We start from the raw sequence: 18,526 nt of genomic DNA, 5'->3' as shown, positions 1-18,526 counted from the left end.
GCGGACCGGCCGGGCCGGTCCGCCCTTAGGGTGCCGGTGTGCCCGACTTCCTCACCGAGACCCGCGCCGGATACGACGCCCTCGTCGCCGAATACGTCGACCTCTTCATGGACGACCTGAAGACCAACCCCTTCGACCAGTCGGTGCTGCGACTGTTCACCGACCTCGTCCCACCCGGCAAGGTCCTGGAGGTCGGCTGCGGGCCGGGTCGCGTCACCTCCTGGCTGCACCGGCAGGGCCTGGACATCTCGGGCGTCGACCTGTCGCCCGGAATGCTCGCCCACGCTCGGGCGACATTTCCCGACATCGTGTTCACCGAAGGCGACATGCGCTCGCTCGACGTCCCCGACGCGTCGCTGAGCGGCCTGGTCGCCTGGTATTCGATCATCCACATCCCGGCCGCGTTCCTGCCCGGCGTCCTCGCCGAGTTCCGGCGGGTGCTGGCACCAGGCGGGCTGCTCCTGGTCGCCTTCCAGGTCGGTGACGAGATCCTGCGCCTCCGGGACATCGACTTCCGCCGCCTCGATCCGGCGGTGATCGCGGGTCTGCTCGCCGAGGCGGGGTTCGCGCCGGTCGCCCAGGGAAGGTGGGAGCCGCGCGAGACGGAGAGGACGCCGCAGGCCTGGCAGTTGGTCAGAGCCGGCCAAGCGGTGCTCGGTTAGTTGTCGGTGCGCAGGGTGATCCGGGACGAGAAGGGCACCTGGGTCCCCGCCGCCGGATCCTGCCCGGTGACGAACCGGGACTCGTCCGAGATCGTCACTTGGGTCCGGTCGAGCAGCCAGTAACCCGATTCCTGGAGCCGCTCGACGGCCTCCGCCCACTTCATGCCGGTCACGTCGGGCAACGTCCCACCCTTCCTGACCAGCAGTTCGCGGGCTCCGGCGCGGCTGTTGTAGTAGCCGTCGACGGAGCTGATCAGCACACCGCACCCGCCGACCAGGATGAGGGTCGCGAGCACCAAGGCCATGATCACAGAGGAGCGGTCGCGCTCGCGGAGCGGCGGGGCGGTGTCGTTCATGCAGACAATCTGACGTTGTTGGGGACAGCCGGAAACACCTGTTATCGAATCGGCATTTGCCCGACGATGACAGTCGCGTCAAGCTCCTCGGAAGAGGTGATGAAGGGCTCCAGCCCGGCCTTCAGCGCCGCCGCGCAGGCCCCGGCCGCCTGTTCCTCCGAGGTCTCGACGAGCACGGATCCCCCCGGCGCCAGCCACTCGGGCGCCAGCCGGAACACCCGCCTGATCAGCTCCAGTCCGTCTTCACCCCCGTCGAGGGCCACCAGGGGTTCGTGCAGCCGCGCTTCGGACGGCAGGAAGTCGACCTCTTCGGTCGGCACGTAGGGCGCGTTCGCCACCAGCACGTCGATGCGCCCCCGGAGGAGGAGCGGCAGCGCCTGGTAGAGGTCGCCCTGATGGGCCAGCGCCCGCGGCACGTTCCGCCGGGCGCACGCGACGGCCGCCGGGTCGATGTCGGAGACGTGCAGGACCACGCCGGGCACCTCGGCGGCGACGGCGGCCCCCACGGCCCCGGTGCCGCAGCAGAGGTCGACCACGACCGATCCCGGCCGGGACCGCGCGATGGCCTCACCGGCCAGGAACTCGGTCCGCCGCCGGGGCACGAACACCCCGGGATCGACGAGGACGCGCAGGTCGCGAAACCGGGCCCAGCCCAGCACCTGTTCGAGAGGGAGACCCGCCACCCGCTGGCCGATCATGCGGCGCAGTTCTTCGGGGGAGTCGGCGGTGGAGAGGATCAGCCGCGCTTCGTCTTCGGCGAAGACGCAGCCGGCGGTGCGCAGTTCGGAGACGACTGATGAGAGGGACACGAGACCTGCCTTCCTGGGCGGAACTGGGCGGGAATGGGTCTCACCTCCTCATCCGAGAGCTGACTACGAAACGCCATCACCCTACCGCACGCCCGGCAGGGCGCAGAAAACGGGTGGGCTAATTGAACGCCGATCTGTACCGTCTTTAACGTCGGTTCGCGAATGGCGCGGGTCGAAGACAATCGGTTATCGACTTCGGATCGAGAGGTCGCGGGTTCGAATCCCGCCCGGGGAGCCACCTGCCCCGGTAGCTCAGCGGCCAGAGCGCTTATACCGGTTGACATGCCATATCCGCGCCATTCCCGGGCCGGCGCGGGACGGGTCGAAGTCGGTCGGTTACCTCTAACGCGGCGGTTGCGGGTTCGAATCCCGCGGGTTCGAGAAATCGAGCTCTAGCTCAAATGGCAGAGCACCGCGACATCGGTCGGCGCACCCATATCCGTCCCCTTTTCATTACGGAGGAATCGTCGTGAACGACATTCGTGACCCCCTCGCCGACGTCTCCGAGATCGGCGCGAAGAAGGTGCGCGACGCCGCCGGCGGCGTCGTGTACGAGAAGGACCTGTGGCAGCGGGTCGAGGACTTCCTGATTCTCGGCACGACCGGCGGCACCTACTACGTCGACGGCGGCAAGCTGACCGAGATCAACGTCGGCGTCCTCTACAAGGCGCTGCACACCGACGGCCCGCGCGTGGTCGAGATGCTCACCGAGATCTCCACCGCCCGGCCGCCCCGCGCCCCCAAGAACCGGCCCGCCCTGTTCGCCCTCGCGGCGGCGTACGCGCGCGGTGACGAGGCGACCCGCCGGGCCGCCAAGTCGGCGCTGCCCAAGGTCGCCCGCACCACCGACCACCTCGCGACCTTCTTCGGCTACTACAAGAACCTCGGCGGCAAGCGGACCTCGCGGGGCACCGCCCCCGTGATGGGCCGCTCGTTGCGGTCGGCACTCGGCTCCTGGTTCCTGCAGGGCGAGGCCGACGACGTGGCGTTCAAGGTCTGCAAGGCCGGTCAGCGCAGGACCCCGTCGGGTGAGTCGTTCGCGCTGCGCGACGTGTTGCGGATGGCCCACCCGGCGGGCGACACCGACCAGCGCAAGGTGCTGTTCGGCTGGATCGCCGGCAACGTGGACGACGACGCGGCCCGCGCGGCGCTGCCCTCGGTCGACCGGTTCCTCACCGCCAAGGCCGTCACCACGGTCGAGGAGGCGACCCGGCTCGACGTGCCGTGGGAGTTCCTGCCCGACGCGATGCTGACCGAGCCGAAGGTCTGGGACCACCTCGTCGACACCATCGGCCTGACCGCGCTGCTGCGCAACCTCGCCCGGATGACCCGCGTCGGCACGCTCGTGCCGCTTGGCGACGCCACCCGGCGCGCGGTCGCCCGGCTCACCGCCTTCCACCAGCTCCGAAAGGCGCGCATCCACCCGCTGGACGTGTGGCTGGCGATGCGCGTCTACGCCTCGGGCCAGGGCCGCAATGGCGCGACGTGGACGCCGGTCCCGGCGATCCTCGACGCGCTGGAGGAGGCGTACGAGAAGTCGTTCGGCTTCGTCGAGCCCACCGGCAAGAGGTTGCTGCTCGCGGTCGACTCGTCGGGCTCGATGACGTACGCGCAGTGTGTGGTCGGCGGCTCGCCCGTCGGCACGCCCTACGAGGTCGGCTCGGCCATGGCGGTCATGCTGGCGCGCATCGAGAAGGGCAACGTGCACGCCATCGAGGTCGACACGAAGGTGCACGCCTCGAAGGTGACCGCGCGGACCAACCTCCGCGACATCGCCAAGTGGCGGGCGTCGGGCGGCGGCACCGACCTGTCGCTGCCGTTCAAGCACCTGCTCGGCGAGCGCATGAACGTGGACGGCGTCGTCGTCTTCACCGACAACGAGACGTGGGCGGGCCGGGGCGCGCCGGCCGACGCGCTGGCGCGCTATCGCAAGACGGTCAACCGCGACGCCCGGGTGGTCGTGGCCGCCATGACGGCGGCCGGCTACTCGATCGTCGACCACGACGACCCGAACGCGCTCAACGTGGCCGGCCTCGACGCGTCGCTGCCGCTGATCGTGAACGGCTTCGTGCGCTAGCGGGCCTGCTGGAACGCCTTGCCGGCCCGGGTCGCGACGCCGTCCTCGGTGAACAGACCGCTGTTGGGTTCGGCCTCCTTGGCGGGGAGGCCGAACCACGCGTACCGCTGCACATAGGGCAGTGACGCGAGCATCTTCGACGAGGCGGCGAGGAAGGCGGCCTGTTCGGCGTCCGAGGCGTAGCGGGCGCCGTCGGAGAAGTCGATCAGGGCGTACTCGGTCAGCCAGATCGGCTTCCCGTAGCGCTGCCAGACGTTCTGGAGATAGCTCTTGAGCTGCTGCGTCGCGGCGGCGGCGCGGAAGTCGCCGCCGTACCAGTGCAGGGTGACGAAGTCGACGCGGTAGCCCCTCTCCTTGGCGCCCTTCATGAAGCGGTCGAGCCAGCCGCCGGGGGTGTCGCCGCCGAAGGCCACGCCGGGGGAGCCGAGGATCTTCCCGGCCTTCTCCAGTCGCGGCCACAACTCCAGCGCGCGTTCGACGGTCATGTTCGACTGCTGGGCCAGGTCGGGCTCGTTGAAGCTCAGCAGGTACGGCCCCGCCTTCCTGGCCTCCGCCAGCGCCTGCGGCGTGACGCTGTCGGCGCCCCAGATCATCGGGACGAACTCCACGTTCCGCGGGGTCCGCACGCCGTTCTGGTGGGTCGCCCAGGTGTAGTACCAGCGTGCCCCCGACTTGGCCAGGGAGTTGCTGACCCCGTTCATCGGCCACACCCCGACGCCCTTCTTCACGGCGGGGGCGGCGGGCGGCTCGGGGCTCTTCGACGGTTTGGGCGAGGGCTTCTTCGACGGTTTCGGCGACGGGCTCGGGCTCGTCTCGCGGGCGGGCGTCTTCGCCGGCGACGCGCTCTCGGTGACCACCATGGGTGGTGGAACGGCGATGGGTTTCGGCGGCGCGGCGCTCGTCCAGGGTTGCAGGACGAACACCCCGGCCGTCACCGCCGCCGCGCCCGCGGCCGTGAGGGGGATCCAGACGTTCTTGGCCGCCACGGCCGTCGCCTTGACCGTGACCGGCACGAGCTTGGTCAGCATGAACCCGGCCGGCACCGCCACCAGGGGCAGCCCGAGCAGCAGCCGCTCCAGGGGGACCATGCCCTGGGTGCGGCGGCCGCAGAACGTACACCCCCGGATGTGCCGGGCGAACCGTTTGCGCCACAAGGGCGAGGGCACCCCGTCCCAGCCCAGGAACATGCCCCGCAGTTCGGGGCACTGGGCCTGCGCGTTCAGGCAGCGCACGACCGACTGCGCGATCTGGATCTGCTCCTTCATGCGCTGCACCCGCACGGCCGCGTGCTTGGCCGACAACCCGAGCGACGACGCCAGGTCGGCCCGCCCGAGCTCCCCGGTCTCCTCCAGCCACCACAACGACAACAGCGCCCGGTCGTCGGGGTCGAGCCAGCGGGTCGCCTCGGCGACCTCGCGCCGCTGGTCGGTCAGCCCGAGTTGGAGGATGGTCAGCCCGGCGAAGTCGGACGCGGGGTCGGCCACCTCGGTCGCCGTGTCGAGATCGGTCCGGCGGTGCTGGGCGGTGCGCTTCTCGGCTTCGTGGTCGCGTACCTGCCGCACCGCGATGGCCACCAGCCATGACCGGTAGGCGTCGAGGTCGCGCAGCCCCGGCAGCCCGCGGACCATCCGGATCAGGGTCTCCTGGACGACGTCGTCGGTGTCGTTGTGCCCGTTCAGCGCCCGGCCGACGATGTTGTAGACCAGCGGCAACGAGTCGGCGACCAGGCGGTCGAGGGCAGCCTGATCCCCGTCGCGTGCCGCCGCGACCATCGCCGTGTCGGGTCCGCTCCTCGCTGGCATGCTGCATCCCCTTCTGAGGGCCGTGCTTCGGAGACCCCGTGGCGGGGCCGGGGTTACGAAAATCTACTGACCTTTTCGGGGGATTTTTGTTGTTCTGCCGTGACCTGCGGGTCTCCGGTAACAGGAGAGACCTGGGAGGTACGTGAAGTGCGACTGACAACCGGCGCACCCTGGGCGGTCGCGCTCGCGGCCCTCCTGGTGTCGGGCTGCGCCGCCCCGCAGGTTCCTGGTCCCGCGGCGGCGGCGCGGCCCTCTGTGGTGGCGAAGCCCTCGGCCGCGTTCAACCCGACGGACGTGGCCTGGATCCAGCTTGAGATCCCCATGACCGAGTCGGTGCTGGCACTGACGGACCTGGCGCCTGAACGCACGGCGAACCCGTCGGTGCTGGCGCTGGCGTCCCAGGTCGCGGCCCAACAGCAGCAGCAACTTGCGGGGCTACGTGGGTTGTTGCGTGAAGCGGGGCTTCCGCCGACAAACGTCCACGAGGGTCATGACATGCCCGGTATGGTGACGAAGAGCGACCTGTTGATAGCGCAACGTCTCAACGCGGAGCCGTTCGACAAGCTGTTCCGGAAACACCTGAAGGACTTCCTGACCCAGTCCCTGCTGGTCGCGAAAGGCGAACAGACATCCGGCGCGAACGAGGCGACGAAGCAGTACGCCAAGACCCTCTCGGCCGCCCGCGAAGCGACGCTGGCCGACCTGAGATGACGACCCACTGGGAGTCCCTGCTCCGCCCCCCGTCGGAAGCCCGCTGGGTGTCGCTCCTCGACGACGAAGGCCCGGCCACCGGCCGTCGCCCCTCCGGCCGGGCCCGTGCCGGCGGCCGCCGCTCACGCACACCCGGCAGCCCGCCCGACGCCGCCCCGCGGAAGCCCGCTCTCCGGCGTCGTCCGGGCGGCTTCGTGGCGGGCCTGCTCTGGACCGGCGCCGCGGTGGCCACCGCCGGCTGCTGGGCCGACCTGCCGGACGTGGCCTCCACCGCCGACGGCCTGGCCTGGCTCGGCCGCCTGACCGGCCTCCTGGCCGGCTACGGCGCGGCGATCCTGGTGGCCCTCATGGCCCGCATCCCCTACCTCGACCGGACGATCGGCTCCGACCGCCTCTCCCGCTGGCACGCCCTGGGCGGCCGCGGCACCCTGGCGTTGTCGGTCGCGCACATGGTCTTCGCCATGGCCGCCCGCGCGGTCGGGTCGGGCGTGTGGGAGGGCACGTTCGGTCTCGTCCTGTACGGCCCCGGGATCCTCGAAGCGACCGTCTCCCTGGCGCTGCTGCTGGCCGTGGGCCTGATCTCGGCCCGCGCGATCCGGTCGCGGATGTCATACGAGGCCTGGCACCACGCCCACTTCCTCACCTACCTGGCCATCTATCTGGGCTTCGCCCACCAGCTCACCGGGCCGTCCTTCGGAGGCGTCGGCGCGTGGGCGTGGCGGGGCCTCTACCTGGGCGTGGCCGCGCTCCTCCTGTGGCACCGCTTCGCCGTCCCGGTGATGCGATCCCGGCGGCACCGCCTGAGGGTGGCCGGCCTCCGCCGCGAGTCGGACGACGTGGTCTCGGTCTACATCGCGGGCGACGACCTGGCCCGGTTGGGCGCCGAGCCCGGCCAGTTCTTCCGCTGGCGCTTCCTGACCGAGGGCATGTGGTGGGCGGCCAACCCCTATTCGTTGTCGGCGGTGCCCAGCGGCCGGCACCTGCGCATCACCGTGAAAGCGGCCGGCGCCCACAGCCGGGCCCTGTTCTCCCTGACCCCCGGCACCCGCGTCTGGGCCGAGGGCCCCTACGGCGCGCTGACCGCCGCCCGGAGCCGCTCCAGCCGGATCCTGCTGATCGCGGGCGGCGTGGGCATCAGCCCGCTGCGGGCGCTGTTCGAGTCGATGCCCGGCCAGGTGACGCTGCTCTACCTGGCCCGCACGGTCGAGGACCTGGTGCTGCGGGGGGAACTCGACGCCATCGCGGCGGCACGGGGAGCGCGGGTGCACTACACGGTGAACGAGGACCTGACGGTCCCGCTGACGGGCCGTTCGTTGTCACGCGCGATCCCCGATCTGGCGGACCACGACGTGTTCGTGTGCGGGCCGCGCGGGATGACGCGGAAGGCGTTGCACGCATTGCGGCGGGCGGGTGTGCCGAAGCGGCAGATCCACCTGGAGAACTTCGACTTCTAGACGATGTCCTCAGATGACTTGCGGAGTCAGGAAGTCTGGGTGATCCTTCTCTTAGGAAGGTTTCTTTATAGAAAGCTCAAGTTCGCGGCCGTCACCCCGCGTTCCCCCGCTGATCCTTCCGCCATGGGCTCCGGCTCTCCTCCTGAGGTGGCCGGAGTTCGCGTATCCGCTCCACGGAGCTCCACGGAGGAGAGCCAGGTGTTACGTAACAAGGTGGCAGCAGCCGCCGCCGGTCTGATGGCCGGCTCGCTGCTCGTAGTCCTGCCGTCCGCGCCGGCCAGCGCCCACGGCACCATGTCGAACCCCCCGAGCCGGGTCTACCAGTGCAAGAACGAGGGCCCCGAGTCGCCCGACTCGGCCGCCTGCGCCGCGGCCGTCGCGGCGGGCGGCACCCAGGCCTTCTACGACTGGAACGAGGTCAGCCTGCTCGAAGCGGGTGGACGACACCGCCAGCTCATCCCCGACGGGAAGTTGTGCAGCGCGGGCCGTGACAAGTACCGGGGCCTGGACCTCCAGCGCACCGACTGGCCGGCCACGCCGTTCTCGGCGGGGCCGCGCACCATCACCTACCACGCCACCGCGCCGCACTCGAACAGCAACTTCGAGTTCTACATCACCCGCGAGGGCTGGAACCCGTCGATGCCGTTGAAGTGGTCGGACCTGGTGCACATCCAGACGTTCAACAACTTCAACCCGACCACGTTCACCAACTGGACCATCAACATCCCGCAGCGGACCGGCCGCCACATCCTCTACTCCATCTGGCAGCGTGTGGTCGGCTCCAACGAGGCGTTCTACACCTGCTCCGACGTGGTCTTCGGCGGCGGCAACCCCACCCCGACGCCCACGCCGACCGTCACCCCGACGCGGACGCCCACCCCCACCCCGACCGTCACCCCGACCCAGAACCCGGGCGGCACCTGGGCGCCGGGTGTGGCCTACCAGACCGGCAACCGGGTGACCTACGGCGGTCTGACCTACGAGTGCCGCCAGCCGCACACCTCGCTCGTCGGCTGGGAGCCCCCGAACGTGCCCGCTCTTTGGCTGCGCGTCTGACCCCGTGAGTGAACGCGGGCCGCGTCCGACGGGCGCGGCCCGCCGTCGAAGGAGGCGGGCATGCGCCGGCTGCTCATCGTTCTCTTCTTTGCCTGTACGGCCTGCGCCCCGCCCGGCGTACCGGAGGAAACACCGGTCAACGCGGCCGACGTCATGTTCCTGCAGATGATGGTCGCGCACAACAAGCAGGGCCACGAGCTGGCGAAGCTGGCCGAGAGCCGTGAGCTGCCCCAGAAGGTCGAGCAGCTCGCCGCGGCGATGCGGGCGACCCAGGAGACCGAGACGAGCACGATGACCACCTGGCTCCTCCAGTGGGAACAGCCGCTGACCATGGACCAGGAGGCCCACCACGCCCACGGCGGCACCGCGATCGACGCGAAGAAGGACCTGGCCCGCCTGCGGAAGACCGCCGACGCCGACTTCTCCCGCGAACTGCTGAACGCCCTCATCGCCCACCAGGACGACGCGATCCAGTTCGCCCGGTACGAGAAGGGCAGCGGCGCCAACCCGGAAGCGCTCGACCTGGCCGAGCGGATCGACGTCGCCCGGTCGGCGCAGATCACCTACATGCTGGACCTGCTTGACTCGTAGGCATGCCGGAACTCCAACCGCTGCGCCCCGACCACGCCGATCGGCTCCTGACCTTCGAGACCGACAACCGCGCCTTCTTCGCCCGCACCGTCGAAGACCGCGGCGACGACTACTTCACCACGTTCCCCGGCCACCACCAGGCCGTGCTCGACGAGCAGGCGCAGGGCCGGTTGCGCTTCCACGTCCTGGTCGCCGACGACGGCGAGATCCTCGGCCGCTTCAACCTGTACGACCTGGAGAACGGCACCGCCGAGGTGGGCTTCCGCCTGGCCGAGAAGGCGACCGGGAAAGGCGTGGCCACCGCCGCGCTCCGGGAGCTCTGCGACCGTGCCAAGGGCTACGGCCTGCGCAGCCTGAGAGCCGTCGCCGACGTGGAGAACCGGGGCTCACGCCGGGTGCTGCGGCGGGCCGGGTTCGTCCGGACGGGCGAGACCTCGTTCTGGCGCGGCCTGGACGACGAGTTCCTGATCGGCGGCGAGCTCAGGGTGCGCCGCCTCGGCTTCGGCGCGATGCACCTCTCGCCGGACGACGGCGACGTGGTCAGGCGCGCGGTCGACCTCGGCGTCACGCTCATCGACACCGCGTACCTCTACGGCTGGGGCGCCAACGAGGAGTTGCTGGCCCGCACGTTGTGGCCGTACAGGAAAGAACTGCTGGTGACCACCAAGGTGGGCGTCGCGCGGCCGGGCCGGCTGGACGGCCGCCCGGAGGTGCTGCGCGCCCAGGTCGAGGCCGCGCTCAAGCGGTTGCGCATGGAACGGCTGGACCTGCTCCAGCTTCACCGGGTCGACCCGGAGGTGCCGCTCGCCGACCAGGTCGGCACGCTCGCCGATCTGAAGGAACAGGGCAAGATCGGCCACATCGGGCTCTCCGAGGTCACCGTCGAGCAACTCGCCGAGGCGCGCGGGATCGCCGAGGTGGCGAGCGTGCAGAACCGCTACAACCTGCTCGACCGCGAGCACGAGGCCGTTCTGGACGCCTGCGAGGCGGCCGGCATCGCCTTCCTGCCGTGGCGGCCGGTGCTTCCCGCGGTCGGCGGGCTCGCGGCCGAGTTCGGCGCGACCCCGGCGCAGCTCGGTCTCGCCTGGTTGCTGGCCCGCTCGCCGGTCATCCTCCCGATCCCCGGCACGTCGAAGATCGCGCACCTGGAGGAGAACGTCGCGGCCGGGGCGATCCGGCTCACCCAGGCCCAGCGCGCGAGGCTAGCGTGACACCCCGATGCCGCCCGGTGTCGTCGCGCCGAAGCGCTCGATCTCCTTCGCCAGGTCGAGCGGCCGGACCGACGCCTTCCCGCCCGCGATCGCCTCGGTGATCAGGTCGGCCGGGACCAGCCACGACACCTCGAACTCCAGCCCGTCGGGGTCCTTGGCGTAGAGGGCCTTGGTGGTCGAGTGGTCGGAGGCGCCGACGAGCGCGCCGAGTTCGAGCAGGCGCACCTGAATGCGTTCGAGCTCGGCCAGCGTGTCGACCTCCCACGCCAGGTGGTAGAGCCCGACCGCGCCGCGCCCGGCGGTGGTGGGGCCCGCGTCGGCGCCCACCTCGAACAGGCCGAGGTCGTGGTCGTTGGACGACCCTTCCGCCTGCAGGAACGCGGCTCCGGGGAAGCCCATGACCACTCGGAACCCGAGGGCCTTCTCGTAGAAGTCGACGCTGCGTGCGACGTCGCGGACGTACAACACGGCGTGGTTGAGTCGCTGAACCGGCATGCCTCCAGCAGCAACCGGGGATCTCAGCTTGTTCCCGGGAAACTGTCGGTCCGAGGTCCTAGGGTGGTCGGCGGCCATTTCTAAGGGGGACGTGAACGATGATCGTCGACCGCGTGGCGCGGGAGCGCGCGGAGAACCAGATGTTGTTCCAGGCGGTCCACGAGGTCGCGCGCGACCATGCCGGAGCCGCGGTCGACGACGTGGTGGCGGCGCTGCTGCGCAACCTCCCTCCGGCGCCCAGGTTGTCGGGCGACGAGGTGCGCAGGATCGCCGAGCAGATCAGCGTGGGGCGGGATCCCTCCGGTCTGTGAGGCGCTCCGAGAGCGCGGCCGGGTCGGCGACGACGGTCTCCAGCACCTGACCGGCCGCGCCGAGCGCCGCCGCCTCCGAACCGAGCCGGGAGACCTCGACCGGCGGGGCCTGGGCGCGCAGTTGGGCGAGGCGTCCGCCCATCGTCTCGGCGACCACCCCGCCGATCCACGGGAACAGGGGGGCGTAGATGCCGCCCAAGACGATCGTGTGCGGGTCGACCAGGTTGATCGCCGACGACAGCGCCACCCCGAGCGCCCAGCCCGCCTTGTCGCAGGCCGCCAGGGTGGCGGGGTCGCCGTGTTCGAGCCGGGCGACGATGGCGTCGATGCCGTGGGCATAGGGGCCGCGGTCGCCGAGCGCGTCGAAGAAGGCGTCCTGGCCGGCATACTGCTCCAGGCAACCTCTGGCGCCGCAGCGGCACTGCGGGCCCTCCGGGGTCACGACCACGTGGCCGAGCTCGCCGGCGAAGCCGCGCGCGCCCCGGAACAGGGCGCCGTTGACGACCAGGCCGGCGCCGATGCCGATCTCGCCCGAGACGTAGAGGAAGTCGGCCCGGCCGACGCCGAACCAGAGCTCGCCGAGGGCGGCCAGGTTGGCCTCGTTCTCCACCCTGATCGGCACCCCGAGGTCGAGGGCGGCCCCGACGGGCACGTTCCGCCAGCCGAGGTTGGGGGCGTTGTGGATCTCGCCCGACTCGACGTCGACCGGGCCGGGCACGGCGAGACCGGCGCCGACGACCCGCAGCCCGGTGCCCTCGGCCTGGGCGAGCGCCGACAGCGCCAGGCGCCGGAGGTCGCCGATGACGTCGAGCGGTTCTGACAGGCGGTTGTCGACCGTCTGGGTAAGCCGGAGCCTGACCCGGCGGGCGAGATCGACGACCCTGACCGCCAGATAGTCGACGTTGAGCTCCAGGCCGAGGGCCGCGACGCGGTCTCCGCTGACCCGCACCTCGACCCCGGGACGACCGCGCTCGCCGGCCCTGACGGCGCCGGCCTCCACCACGAGCCCGGCGTCGAGCAGGTCTCCCACCAGCTTCGACACGGTCGTCTTGGTCAGTCCGGTGACCTCGGCCAGGGACGCGCGCGTGAGCGAGCCATGCGTCCGGACCTCCCGCAGGACGAGGGAGAGGTTGCGCGCCCGCATCGCGTCGTGCCGTACGGCCTGGGCCATTCGCACCTTCCTGACTGCCGGTCCAGAAATCTGGACGAAATCCTAGACACGCCTACTTGACCGGCACGAGTCCCCGTTCCATATTTAGTCCACAACATAGACTAATTCGGAGGCGCCCCGTGTACACCCCCTCACCCGAGGACAAATTCACATTCGGCCTGTGGACCGTCGGCTGGCAGGCGCGCGACCAGTTCGGTGACGCGACCCGTGCCCCGCTCGACCCGGTCGAGACCGTGCACAAACTGGCCGAGCTCGGGGCCTATGGCGTGACCTTCCACGACGACGACCTGCTCGCCGTGGAGCCCGACCGTGACAGGGCGATCGAGAACTTCAAGAAGGCCCTGGCCGACACCGGTCTCAAGGTGCCCATGGCGACCACCAACCTGTTCACCCACCCGGTGTTCAAGGACGGCGGCTTCACCAGCAACAACCGCGAGATCCGCCGTTACGCCATCCGCAAGGTGATCCGCAACCTCGACCTCGCGGCCGAGCTGGGCGCCAAGACCTACGTCTGCTGGGGTGGCCGCGAGGGCTCCGAGTCCGACGCCGCCAAGGACATCCGCGCCGCGCTCTCCCGTTACAAGGAGGCCATGGACATCCTGAGCCAGTACGTCATCGACAAGGGCTACGACATCCGCTTCGCGATCGAGCCCAAGCCGAACGAGCCCCGCGGCGACATCCTGCTCCCGACCGTGGGCCACGCGCTGGCGTTCATCAACGAGCTTGAGCACCCCGAGATGGTCGGCCTCAACCCCGAGACCGGTCACGAGCAGATGGCCGGCCTGAACTACTTCCACGCCATCTCGCAGGCGCTGTGGCACGGCAAGCTGTTCCACCTCGACCTCAACGGGCAGCGCGGCATCAAGTACGACCAGGACCTCATCTTCGGTCACGGCGACGTGCAGAACGCGTTCTTCCTGGTCGACCTGCTGGAGCACGGCGGCTACGAGGGCCCCCGCCACTTCGACTACAAGCCGGTCCGGACCGACGACAAGCAGGACGCCTGGGACTCGGTCGCGGCGAACATGCGCACCTACCTGATCCTCAAGGAGAAGGCCAAGGCCTACCGGGCCGACCCGGAGGTCCAGGAGGCGCTGGCCGCCAGCAAGGTCGACGAGCTGGGCGCCCGCACCCTCGGCGAGGGCGAGACCCTCCAGGACCTGCTGAACGACGAGTTCGACCTCGACGGCGTGGCGGCCCAGGGCTTCCACTTCACCCGCCTGTCGCAGCTCGCCCTCGAGCACCTGCTCGGCGTGCGGTAATGACACTCGTCGCGGGGGTCGACTCGTCGACCCAGAGTTGCAAGGTCGTGGTGCGCGACGCCGAGACCGGCGCGCTGGTCCGCGAAGGCCGGGCCAAGCACCCCGACGGCACCGAGGTCCACCCGAGCCACTGGTGGACGGCGTTGCAGGAGGCCATCGCCCAGGCGGGCGGCCTCGACGACGTCGCGGCGGTCTCGGTGGGCGGCCAGCAGCACGGCATGGTCTGCCTCGACGAGAACGGCGAGGTGGTCCGTCCGGCGCTGCTGTGGAACGACACCCGGTCGGCCCAGGCGGCCCGCGACCTGATCGCGGAGCTGGGCGGCCCGGAGAAGTGGGCGGAAGCGGTGGGCAGCGTGCCCGTCGCGTCGTTCACCGTCACCAAGCTGCGCTGGCTGGCCCAGCACGAGCCGGAGAACGCCGCGCGCACCGCGTCGGTCTGCCTCCCGCACGACTGGCTGACCTGGAAGCTCGGCGGCACCCCCGCGACCGTCACCACCGACCGCGGGGAGGCGTCGGGGACCGGCTACTGGTCCCCGGCCACCGGGGCCTACCGGCTCGACCTGCTGAAGCTGGCCATCGGCCACGTTCCGCAGGTCGCCACGGTCCTCGGGCCGAAGGAGCAGGCCGGGACGTACAACCAGGCCCGGCTCGCGCCCGGCACCGGTGACAACATGGCCGCCGCCCTCGGCGTCGGCGCCCACCCCGGCGACGTGATCGTCTCCATCGGCACGTCCGGCACGGCCTTCGCCGTCGCCGAGCACGCGTCGGCGGACTCCTCCGGAGGCGTCGCCGGTTTCGCCGACGCCACCGGCCGGTTCCTGCCGCTCGTCGCCACCATGAACGCCGCCCGCACGCTCGACGCGGTCGGCAGGGTTCTGGGCGTCGGTCCGGCCGAGCTCAGCGATCTGGCCCTGGGGGCGCCTCCCGGGGCCGGAGGGCTGACGCTGGTGCCGTACCTGGAGGGCGAGCGCACCCCGAACCGGCCCGACGCGACCGGCTCCTTCCACGGGCTGCGGCTGGCCAACGCGACGCCGGGGCACTTCGCCCGCGCGGCCGTCGAGGGCATGCTCTGCGGTCTCGCGGACGCGCTCGACGCCCTCGGCCTGGCGCCCAACCGGGTGCTGCTGATCGGGGGCGGCGCGCGCTCGGAGGCCGTGCGCACCATTGCGCCGAGCGTGTTCGGCGTGCCGGTGCACGTGCCCCCGCCCGGGGAGTACGTCGCCGACGGCGCCGCCCGCCAGGCCGCCTGGTTGCTCGCCGGTGGCGAGGAGCCGCCGGAGTGGGCCTCCGGTGAGGTCACCGTCTTCGAGGGCGACCCCATTCCGGGCCTGCGCGACCGGTACAGAGAAGCCGCGGCGTGACCCCGCCGGGGGTGGGCCTGGGCCCACCCCCGGCCCTGGGGCGACCCTGAGCTCCCCTAGGGGGAATGCATCAGGGGCGAATGGGGTCTTAACCGGATGCATATCCGGCGGCCGAAGAGGCACTCTCGAAGTATGGTCAAGAGGCTCTCTCCCGTGATCGCGATCTCCGGTCTGGTGCTCGCGATGGCCGCCGTCGTGGCCGGTCAGCTTGATCCCTCCCCCCACCTCGACCCGGTCGCGCTGTCGATCAGCGAGTACGCCGCCCAGGAGCGCGGCGTGCTGACCGAGTTCGCCCTCGCGATGCTGGGCCTGGCCTCCCTGGCCCTGCTCGCCGGGCTGAAGGCCGCCGCGGCGCCGATCGACGGCTGGCCCGAGCGGTTGATCCTCCTCTGGTCCCTCACCCTGCTCGGCGTCGCCGTGATCCCGTGGGCACGCGCGCAGGACTACCTCGTGGCGGTCGCGTTCCTGGCGCTGCCCGTCGCGACCGCGCAACTCGCCGGCCGGTTCGGCGACCACGACGAGTGGCGGCCGGTGGCCCGCACGCTCGAATGGCTGACCCTGCTGGCGGGTCTCGGCCTGGCCGCCGTCACCTACGCGGCGCTGCCCGGCCGGGGCATGCTGATCGGCGCGGCCGAGCGTGGTCTGCTGGTCGTCGAGTTCATGCTGGTGGCCTCGATCGCCTGGCAGCTTCTGCGAGTCGGGCTCATGACCGTGATCACTACAGTTCCGGGAGTCGTCCGTCAGCCCGTTGCCGAGCCGACCCAAAACGCCACGTCCGAGGCCGTGAGCCCGCACGCTCACGCCGCGTGATCAGACAATCGTGATCCACGAATGAATCAAACCGGGGCAAACTGCTAACCTCATCGGCTACGTACGGCCGATGAGGTGCCATGGCTTCGAGCAGATCCATCCGGTTCAAGATTTCCACGCTGTTGATCATTCCACTGGTCTCCCTGGTGGGCCTCTGGGGTTTCGCGGCGGTCATCACGACCGGAGAATCGCTCGACCTGCTCAAGGTGGAACGCCTCTACGAGGGCCTCGGCCGCCCCGGCGACACCCTCGTGCTCGCCCTCCAGCGGGAGCACCTGCTGTCGGCCGAGTACGCCGCCACCGGCACCCGTGACGCCTTCGACTCCCTGGTGGAACAGCGCCTGGTCACCGACCAGGCCCGCAAGAACCTGCGCCGCCTGGCGGCCACCCCCGACGTGCAGGACGCGCTCACCCCGGCCACGGCCGGGCGCTTCAGCGACGTCATGGCGGCCGTCGACGAACTCGACGACCTGCGCAACGACATCGACACCAAGGCGGTCGGGCTGACCGCCCTCGGCGAGCGGTTCGGCCTGCTGCCGACCGCGATGCAGGCGCTCGACCACACCATCAAGCTCAACAACGACGTGCCGCTCTACCAGCAGTCGCGCAGCCTGGGCCTGTTGTCGTTCGCCAAGGACTTCCTGGCCCGCGAGAGCGCCCTGGGCGCCGGCGTGCTCATCAACGACCGGCCGTTCAGCGTCGAGGAGAGCCGGGCCTTCATCCGCTACTCCGGCACCCGCGACTTCCTGTTCCTCCAGGGCATGAAGGAGCTCGACCCCGAACTGCGCAAGCCGTTCGAGGACATGCTGGTCTCCGACGCCTACCGGTCGTACATCCGGCTGGAGACGCGGCTCGTGAGCGCCGCGCCGGTCAGCCACACGGCGTGGCGCCGGGCCGTCGACGCCACCGAGAAGGCCTTCCGCGACGCCCTCCTGTCGAGCGAGCAGCGGTTGTCGGTGCGGGCCGAACCGGTGGCGGTGAGCACGTTCGTTCGCGCCGGCGTCGCCGGGCTGCTCGGGCTGGTCGCCGTCGTGCTGACCCTCGTCGTGTCGGTACGCCTCGGGCGCGCCCTGACCCGGGAACTCGCCGCGCTGCGCAACGCGGCACGGCAACTGGCCGAGGTCCGGCTGCCCCGGGTGGTGGAGCGCCTGCGGCGCGGCGACAAGGTCGACGTGGCCGCCGAGGCGCCCCCGCTGGAACCGCCGGGGACCACGGGCGAGGTCGCCGACGTCGCGCACGCCTTCAGCGCCGTGCAGCACACCGCCATAGACGCGGCCGTCGACCAGGCCCGGCTGCGCGAGAGCGTGGGCCTCGCGCTGCGCAACCTCGCCCGGCGGAGCCAGGGGCTGCTCCAGCGGCAGCTCAAACTGCTCGACGGTATGCAGCGCCGTACCGAGGACCCGGGCACTCTGGAAGAACTCTTCCGGCTCGACCACCTGACCACCCGCATGCGGCGGCACGCCGAAGGCCTGATCGTCCTGTCGGGCGGCACCCCCGGCCGGACCTACCGGCAGGCGGTGGCCGTCGCGGAGATGCTCCAGGGCGCCGTGGCCGAGGTGGAGGACTACCCGAGGGTACGGATCTACCCGATGCCGGAGGTGGCCGTCCAAGGCTCCTCCGTCGCCGACTACATCCACCTGTTCGCCGAGCTCATCGAGAACGCCACGACCTATTCGCCGCCGCAGGCCGAGGTCTCGGTCCGGGGCGAGACGGTCGCCAAGGGGTTCGCGGTCGAGATCGAGGACCGGGGCCTGGGCCTCGGCCCGGCCGAGCTCGAAAAGATCAATTCACGACTGGCCAGCCCGCCGGAGTTCGATCTGGCCGACACCGACCGGCTCGGCCTGGTCGTCGTCGGACGGCTGGCCACCCGACTGGGAGTACGTGTGGAACTGCGGCAGTCGCCGTTCGGCGGAACCACCGCCATTGTGCTCATCCCGTCCTCGGCGTTCGCGCCGGAGCCGGTGCTGGAAGGGGTCCGCGCATGATCGCGTCGTCGGAGGAGTGGGTCGACGACGGACCGGTCGTCCGGTCCTACGCGCTCACCAGGGGCCGGGCCACGACAGACGCGCCCCTCGACCTCATGTCGGTGGTCGCCGCCACCGGCGCCAGGATCCAGGCGGGGGCCGACCTCGGCCGGGAGCACCGGCGGCTGCTGGCGCTCATCCCGCGCTCGCGCCAGGTGGCCGACGTCGCCTCCGACGCCGACCTGCCTCTCGGCGTGGTCAGGATCCTGCTGGGCGACCTGCTCGACCACGGCCTGATCCTGGTCCGCCCCGCGAACACGGCGAAGCCCCCCGCGGAGAACATTCTCCGCGAGGTCATCAACGGACTGCGCGCGCTCTAGCGTCTGATGACAGGTGCGGTGAGGTCGGTCACCGCACAAGACG

18 protein-coding genes and 1 pseudogene are annotated in these 18,526 nt (G+C 70.9%); 14 read left to right on the top strand and 5 right to left on the bottom strand.

Going from position 1 to position 18,526, the window contains the following annotated elements; translation table 11 throughout:
• Positions 1-38 precede the first annotated feature (38 nt).
• A complete protein-coding gene (locus tag AW273_RS21545; RefSeq protein ID WP_062350761.1) occupies positions 39-662 on the top strand; it encodes a class I SAM-dependent methyltransferase in 624 nt (207 codons plus the stop codon).
• Here the strand turns inward: AW273_RS21545 and AW273_RS21540 are convergent.
• Both AW273_RS21540 and AW273_RS21535 read right to left on the bottom strand, forming a co-directional pair.
• Positions 659-1,018 (bottom strand): PASTA domain-containing protein, encoded by a 360-nt coding sequence (locus AW273_RS21540; protein ID WP_062350758.1) that lies wholly within the window; start codon positions 1,016-1,018, stop codon positions 659-661. The genes AW273_RS21545 and AW273_RS21540 overlap by 4 nt on opposite strands.
• 41 nt (positions 1,019-1,059) lie before the next feature.
• On the bottom strand, positions 1,060-1,827 hold the full coding sequence (locus tag AW273_RS21535) for a putative protein N(5)-glutamine methyltransferase (RefSeq protein WP_062350755.1): 768 nt from the start codon (positions 1,825-1,827) through the stop codon (positions 1,060-1,062).
• Between the two features lie 469 nt (positions 1,828-2,296).
• On the opposite strand from AW273_RS21535, the gene AW273_RS21530 reads away from it, so the two are divergent.
• A complete protein-coding gene (locus AW273_RS21530; RefSeq protein WP_062350752.1) occupies positions 2,297-3,904 on the top strand; it encodes a TROVE domain-containing protein in 1,608 nt (535 codons plus the stop codon).
• Here AW273_RS21530 and AW273_RS21525 read toward each other — a convergent pair.
• Entirely contained in the window at positions 3,901-5,706 is a 1,806-nt protein-coding gene (locus tag AW273_RS21525) for a sigma-70 family RNA polymerase sigma factor (RefSeq protein ID WP_062350749.1), read from the bottom strand. The genes AW273_RS21530 and AW273_RS21525 overlap by 4 nt on opposite strands.
• Positions 5,707-5,853: 147 nt before the next feature.
• Here AW273_RS21525 and AW273_RS21520 point away from each other — a divergent pair, with 147 nt between their 5' ends.
• From AW273_RS21520 to AW273_RS38005, 6 genes and pseudogenes are all read left to right on the top strand, one after another.
• Positions 5,854-6,417 (top strand): DUF305 domain-containing protein, encoded by a 564-nt coding sequence (locus AW273_RS21520; protein ID WP_062350746.1) that lies wholly within the window; start codon positions 5,854-5,856, stop codon positions 6,415-6,417.
• Positions 6,414-7,871 (top strand): ferredoxin reductase family protein, encoded by a 1,458-nt coding sequence (locus tag AW273_RS21515; protein ID WP_083949933.1) that lies wholly within the window; start codon positions 6,414-6,416, stop codon positions 7,869-7,871. Before AW273_RS21520 ends, AW273_RS21515 begins: the two co-directional genes overlap by 4 nt.
• 198 nt (positions 7,872-8,069) lie before the next feature.
• On the top strand, positions 8,070-8,927 hold the full coding sequence (locus AW273_RS21510) for a lytic polysaccharide monooxygenase (protein ID WP_062350743.1): 858 nt from the start codon (positions 8,070-8,072) through the stop codon (positions 8,925-8,927).
• Between the two features lie 60 nt (positions 8,928-8,987).
• Entirely contained in the window at positions 8,988-9,518 is a 531-nt protein-coding gene (locus tag AW273_RS21505; protein WP_083949931.1) for a DUF305 domain-containing protein, read from the top strand.
• A gap of 2 nt (positions 9,519-9,520) precedes the next feature.
• A pseudogene (locus AW273_RS38010) lies at positions 9,521-9,925 on the top strand (GNAT family N-acetyltransferase); the annotation flags it as partial.
• A 42-nt stretch (positions 9,926-9,967) separates the two neighbouring features.
• On the top strand, positions 9,968-10,729 hold the full coding sequence (locus AW273_RS38005) for an aldo/keto reductase (protein WP_062351061.1): 762 nt from the start codon (positions 9,968-9,970) through the stop codon (positions 10,727-10,729).
• Here the strand turns inward: AW273_RS38005 and AW273_RS21495 are convergent.
• Positions 10,721-11,224, bottom strand: coding sequence for a VOC family protein (locus tag AW273_RS21495; RefSeq protein WP_062350738.1), 504 nt, complete (start codon positions 11,222-11,224; stop codon positions 10,721-10,723). The two genes, AW273_RS38005 and AW273_RS21495, sit on opposite strands and share 9 nt — an antisense overlap.
• Positions 11,225-11,322: 98 nt before the next feature.
• On the opposite strand from AW273_RS21495, the gene AW273_RS21490 reads away from it, so the two are divergent.
• A complete protein-coding gene (locus tag AW273_RS21490; RefSeq protein WP_030456336.1) occupies positions 11,323-11,535 on the top strand; it encodes a hypothetical protein in 213 nt (70 codons plus the stop codon).
• On the opposite strand, the gene AW273_RS21485 is transcribed toward AW273_RS21490, so the two are convergent.
• Positions 11,504-12,706 carry an ROK family transcriptional regulator gene (locus AW273_RS21485; protein ID WP_062350736.1) on the bottom strand — a complete coding sequence of 401 codons (1,203 nt, stop codon included), beginning with the start codon at positions 12,704-12,706 and terminating at the stop codon, positions 11,504-11,506. The genes AW273_RS21490 and AW273_RS21485 overlap by 32 nt on opposite strands.
• 119 nt (positions 12,707-12,825) lie before the next feature.
• Here AW273_RS21485 and xylA point away from each other — a divergent pair, with 119 nt between their 5' ends.
• From xylA to AW273_RS21460, 5 genes are all read left to right on the top strand, one after another.
• Positions 12,826-13,968 (top strand): xylose isomerase, encoded by a 1,143-nt coding sequence (gene xylA, locus AW273_RS21480; RefSeq protein ID WP_030456334.1) that lies wholly within the window; start codon positions 12,826-12,828, stop codon positions 13,966-13,968.
• Positions 13,968-15,329, top strand: a complete 1,362-nt coding sequence (gene xylB, locus AW273_RS21475; RefSeq protein ID WP_062350732.1) for a xylulokinase — start codon at positions 13,968-13,970, stop codon at positions 15,327-15,329. The genes xylA and xylB overlap by 1 nt, the downstream gene beginning before the upstream one ends.
• 132 nt (positions 15,330-15,461) lie before the next feature.
• The gene (locus AW273_RS21470) at positions 15,462-16,139 is read left to right on the top strand and encodes a DUF998 domain-containing protein (RefSeq protein WP_062350730.1); all 678 of its coding nucleotides are present in this window, start codon (positions 15,462-15,464) and stop codon (positions 16,137-16,139) included.
• Positions 16,140-16,261: 122 nt separating this feature from the next.
• Positions 16,262-18,124 carry a sensor histidine kinase gene (locus AW273_RS21465; RefSeq protein ID WP_198168279.1) on the top strand — a complete coding sequence of 621 codons (1,863 nt, stop codon included), beginning with the start codon at positions 16,262-16,264 and terminating at the stop codon, positions 18,122-18,124.
• On the top strand, positions 18,121-18,483 hold the full coding sequence (locus tag AW273_RS21460; protein WP_062350724.1) for a DUF742 domain-containing protein: 363 nt from the start codon (positions 18,121-18,123) through the stop codon (positions 18,481-18,483). Before AW273_RS21465 ends, AW273_RS21460 begins: the two co-directional genes overlap by 4 nt.
• Positions 18,484-18,526: the final 43 nt, after the last annotated feature.

The organism is Herbidospora yilanensis (assembly GCF_001570565.1).
GTDB lineage: Bacteria > Actinomycetota > Actinomycetes > Streptosporangiales > Streptosporangiaceae > Herbidospora > Herbidospora yilanensis.
This window is presented reverse-complemented; position numbering and strand designations above follow the sequence as displayed.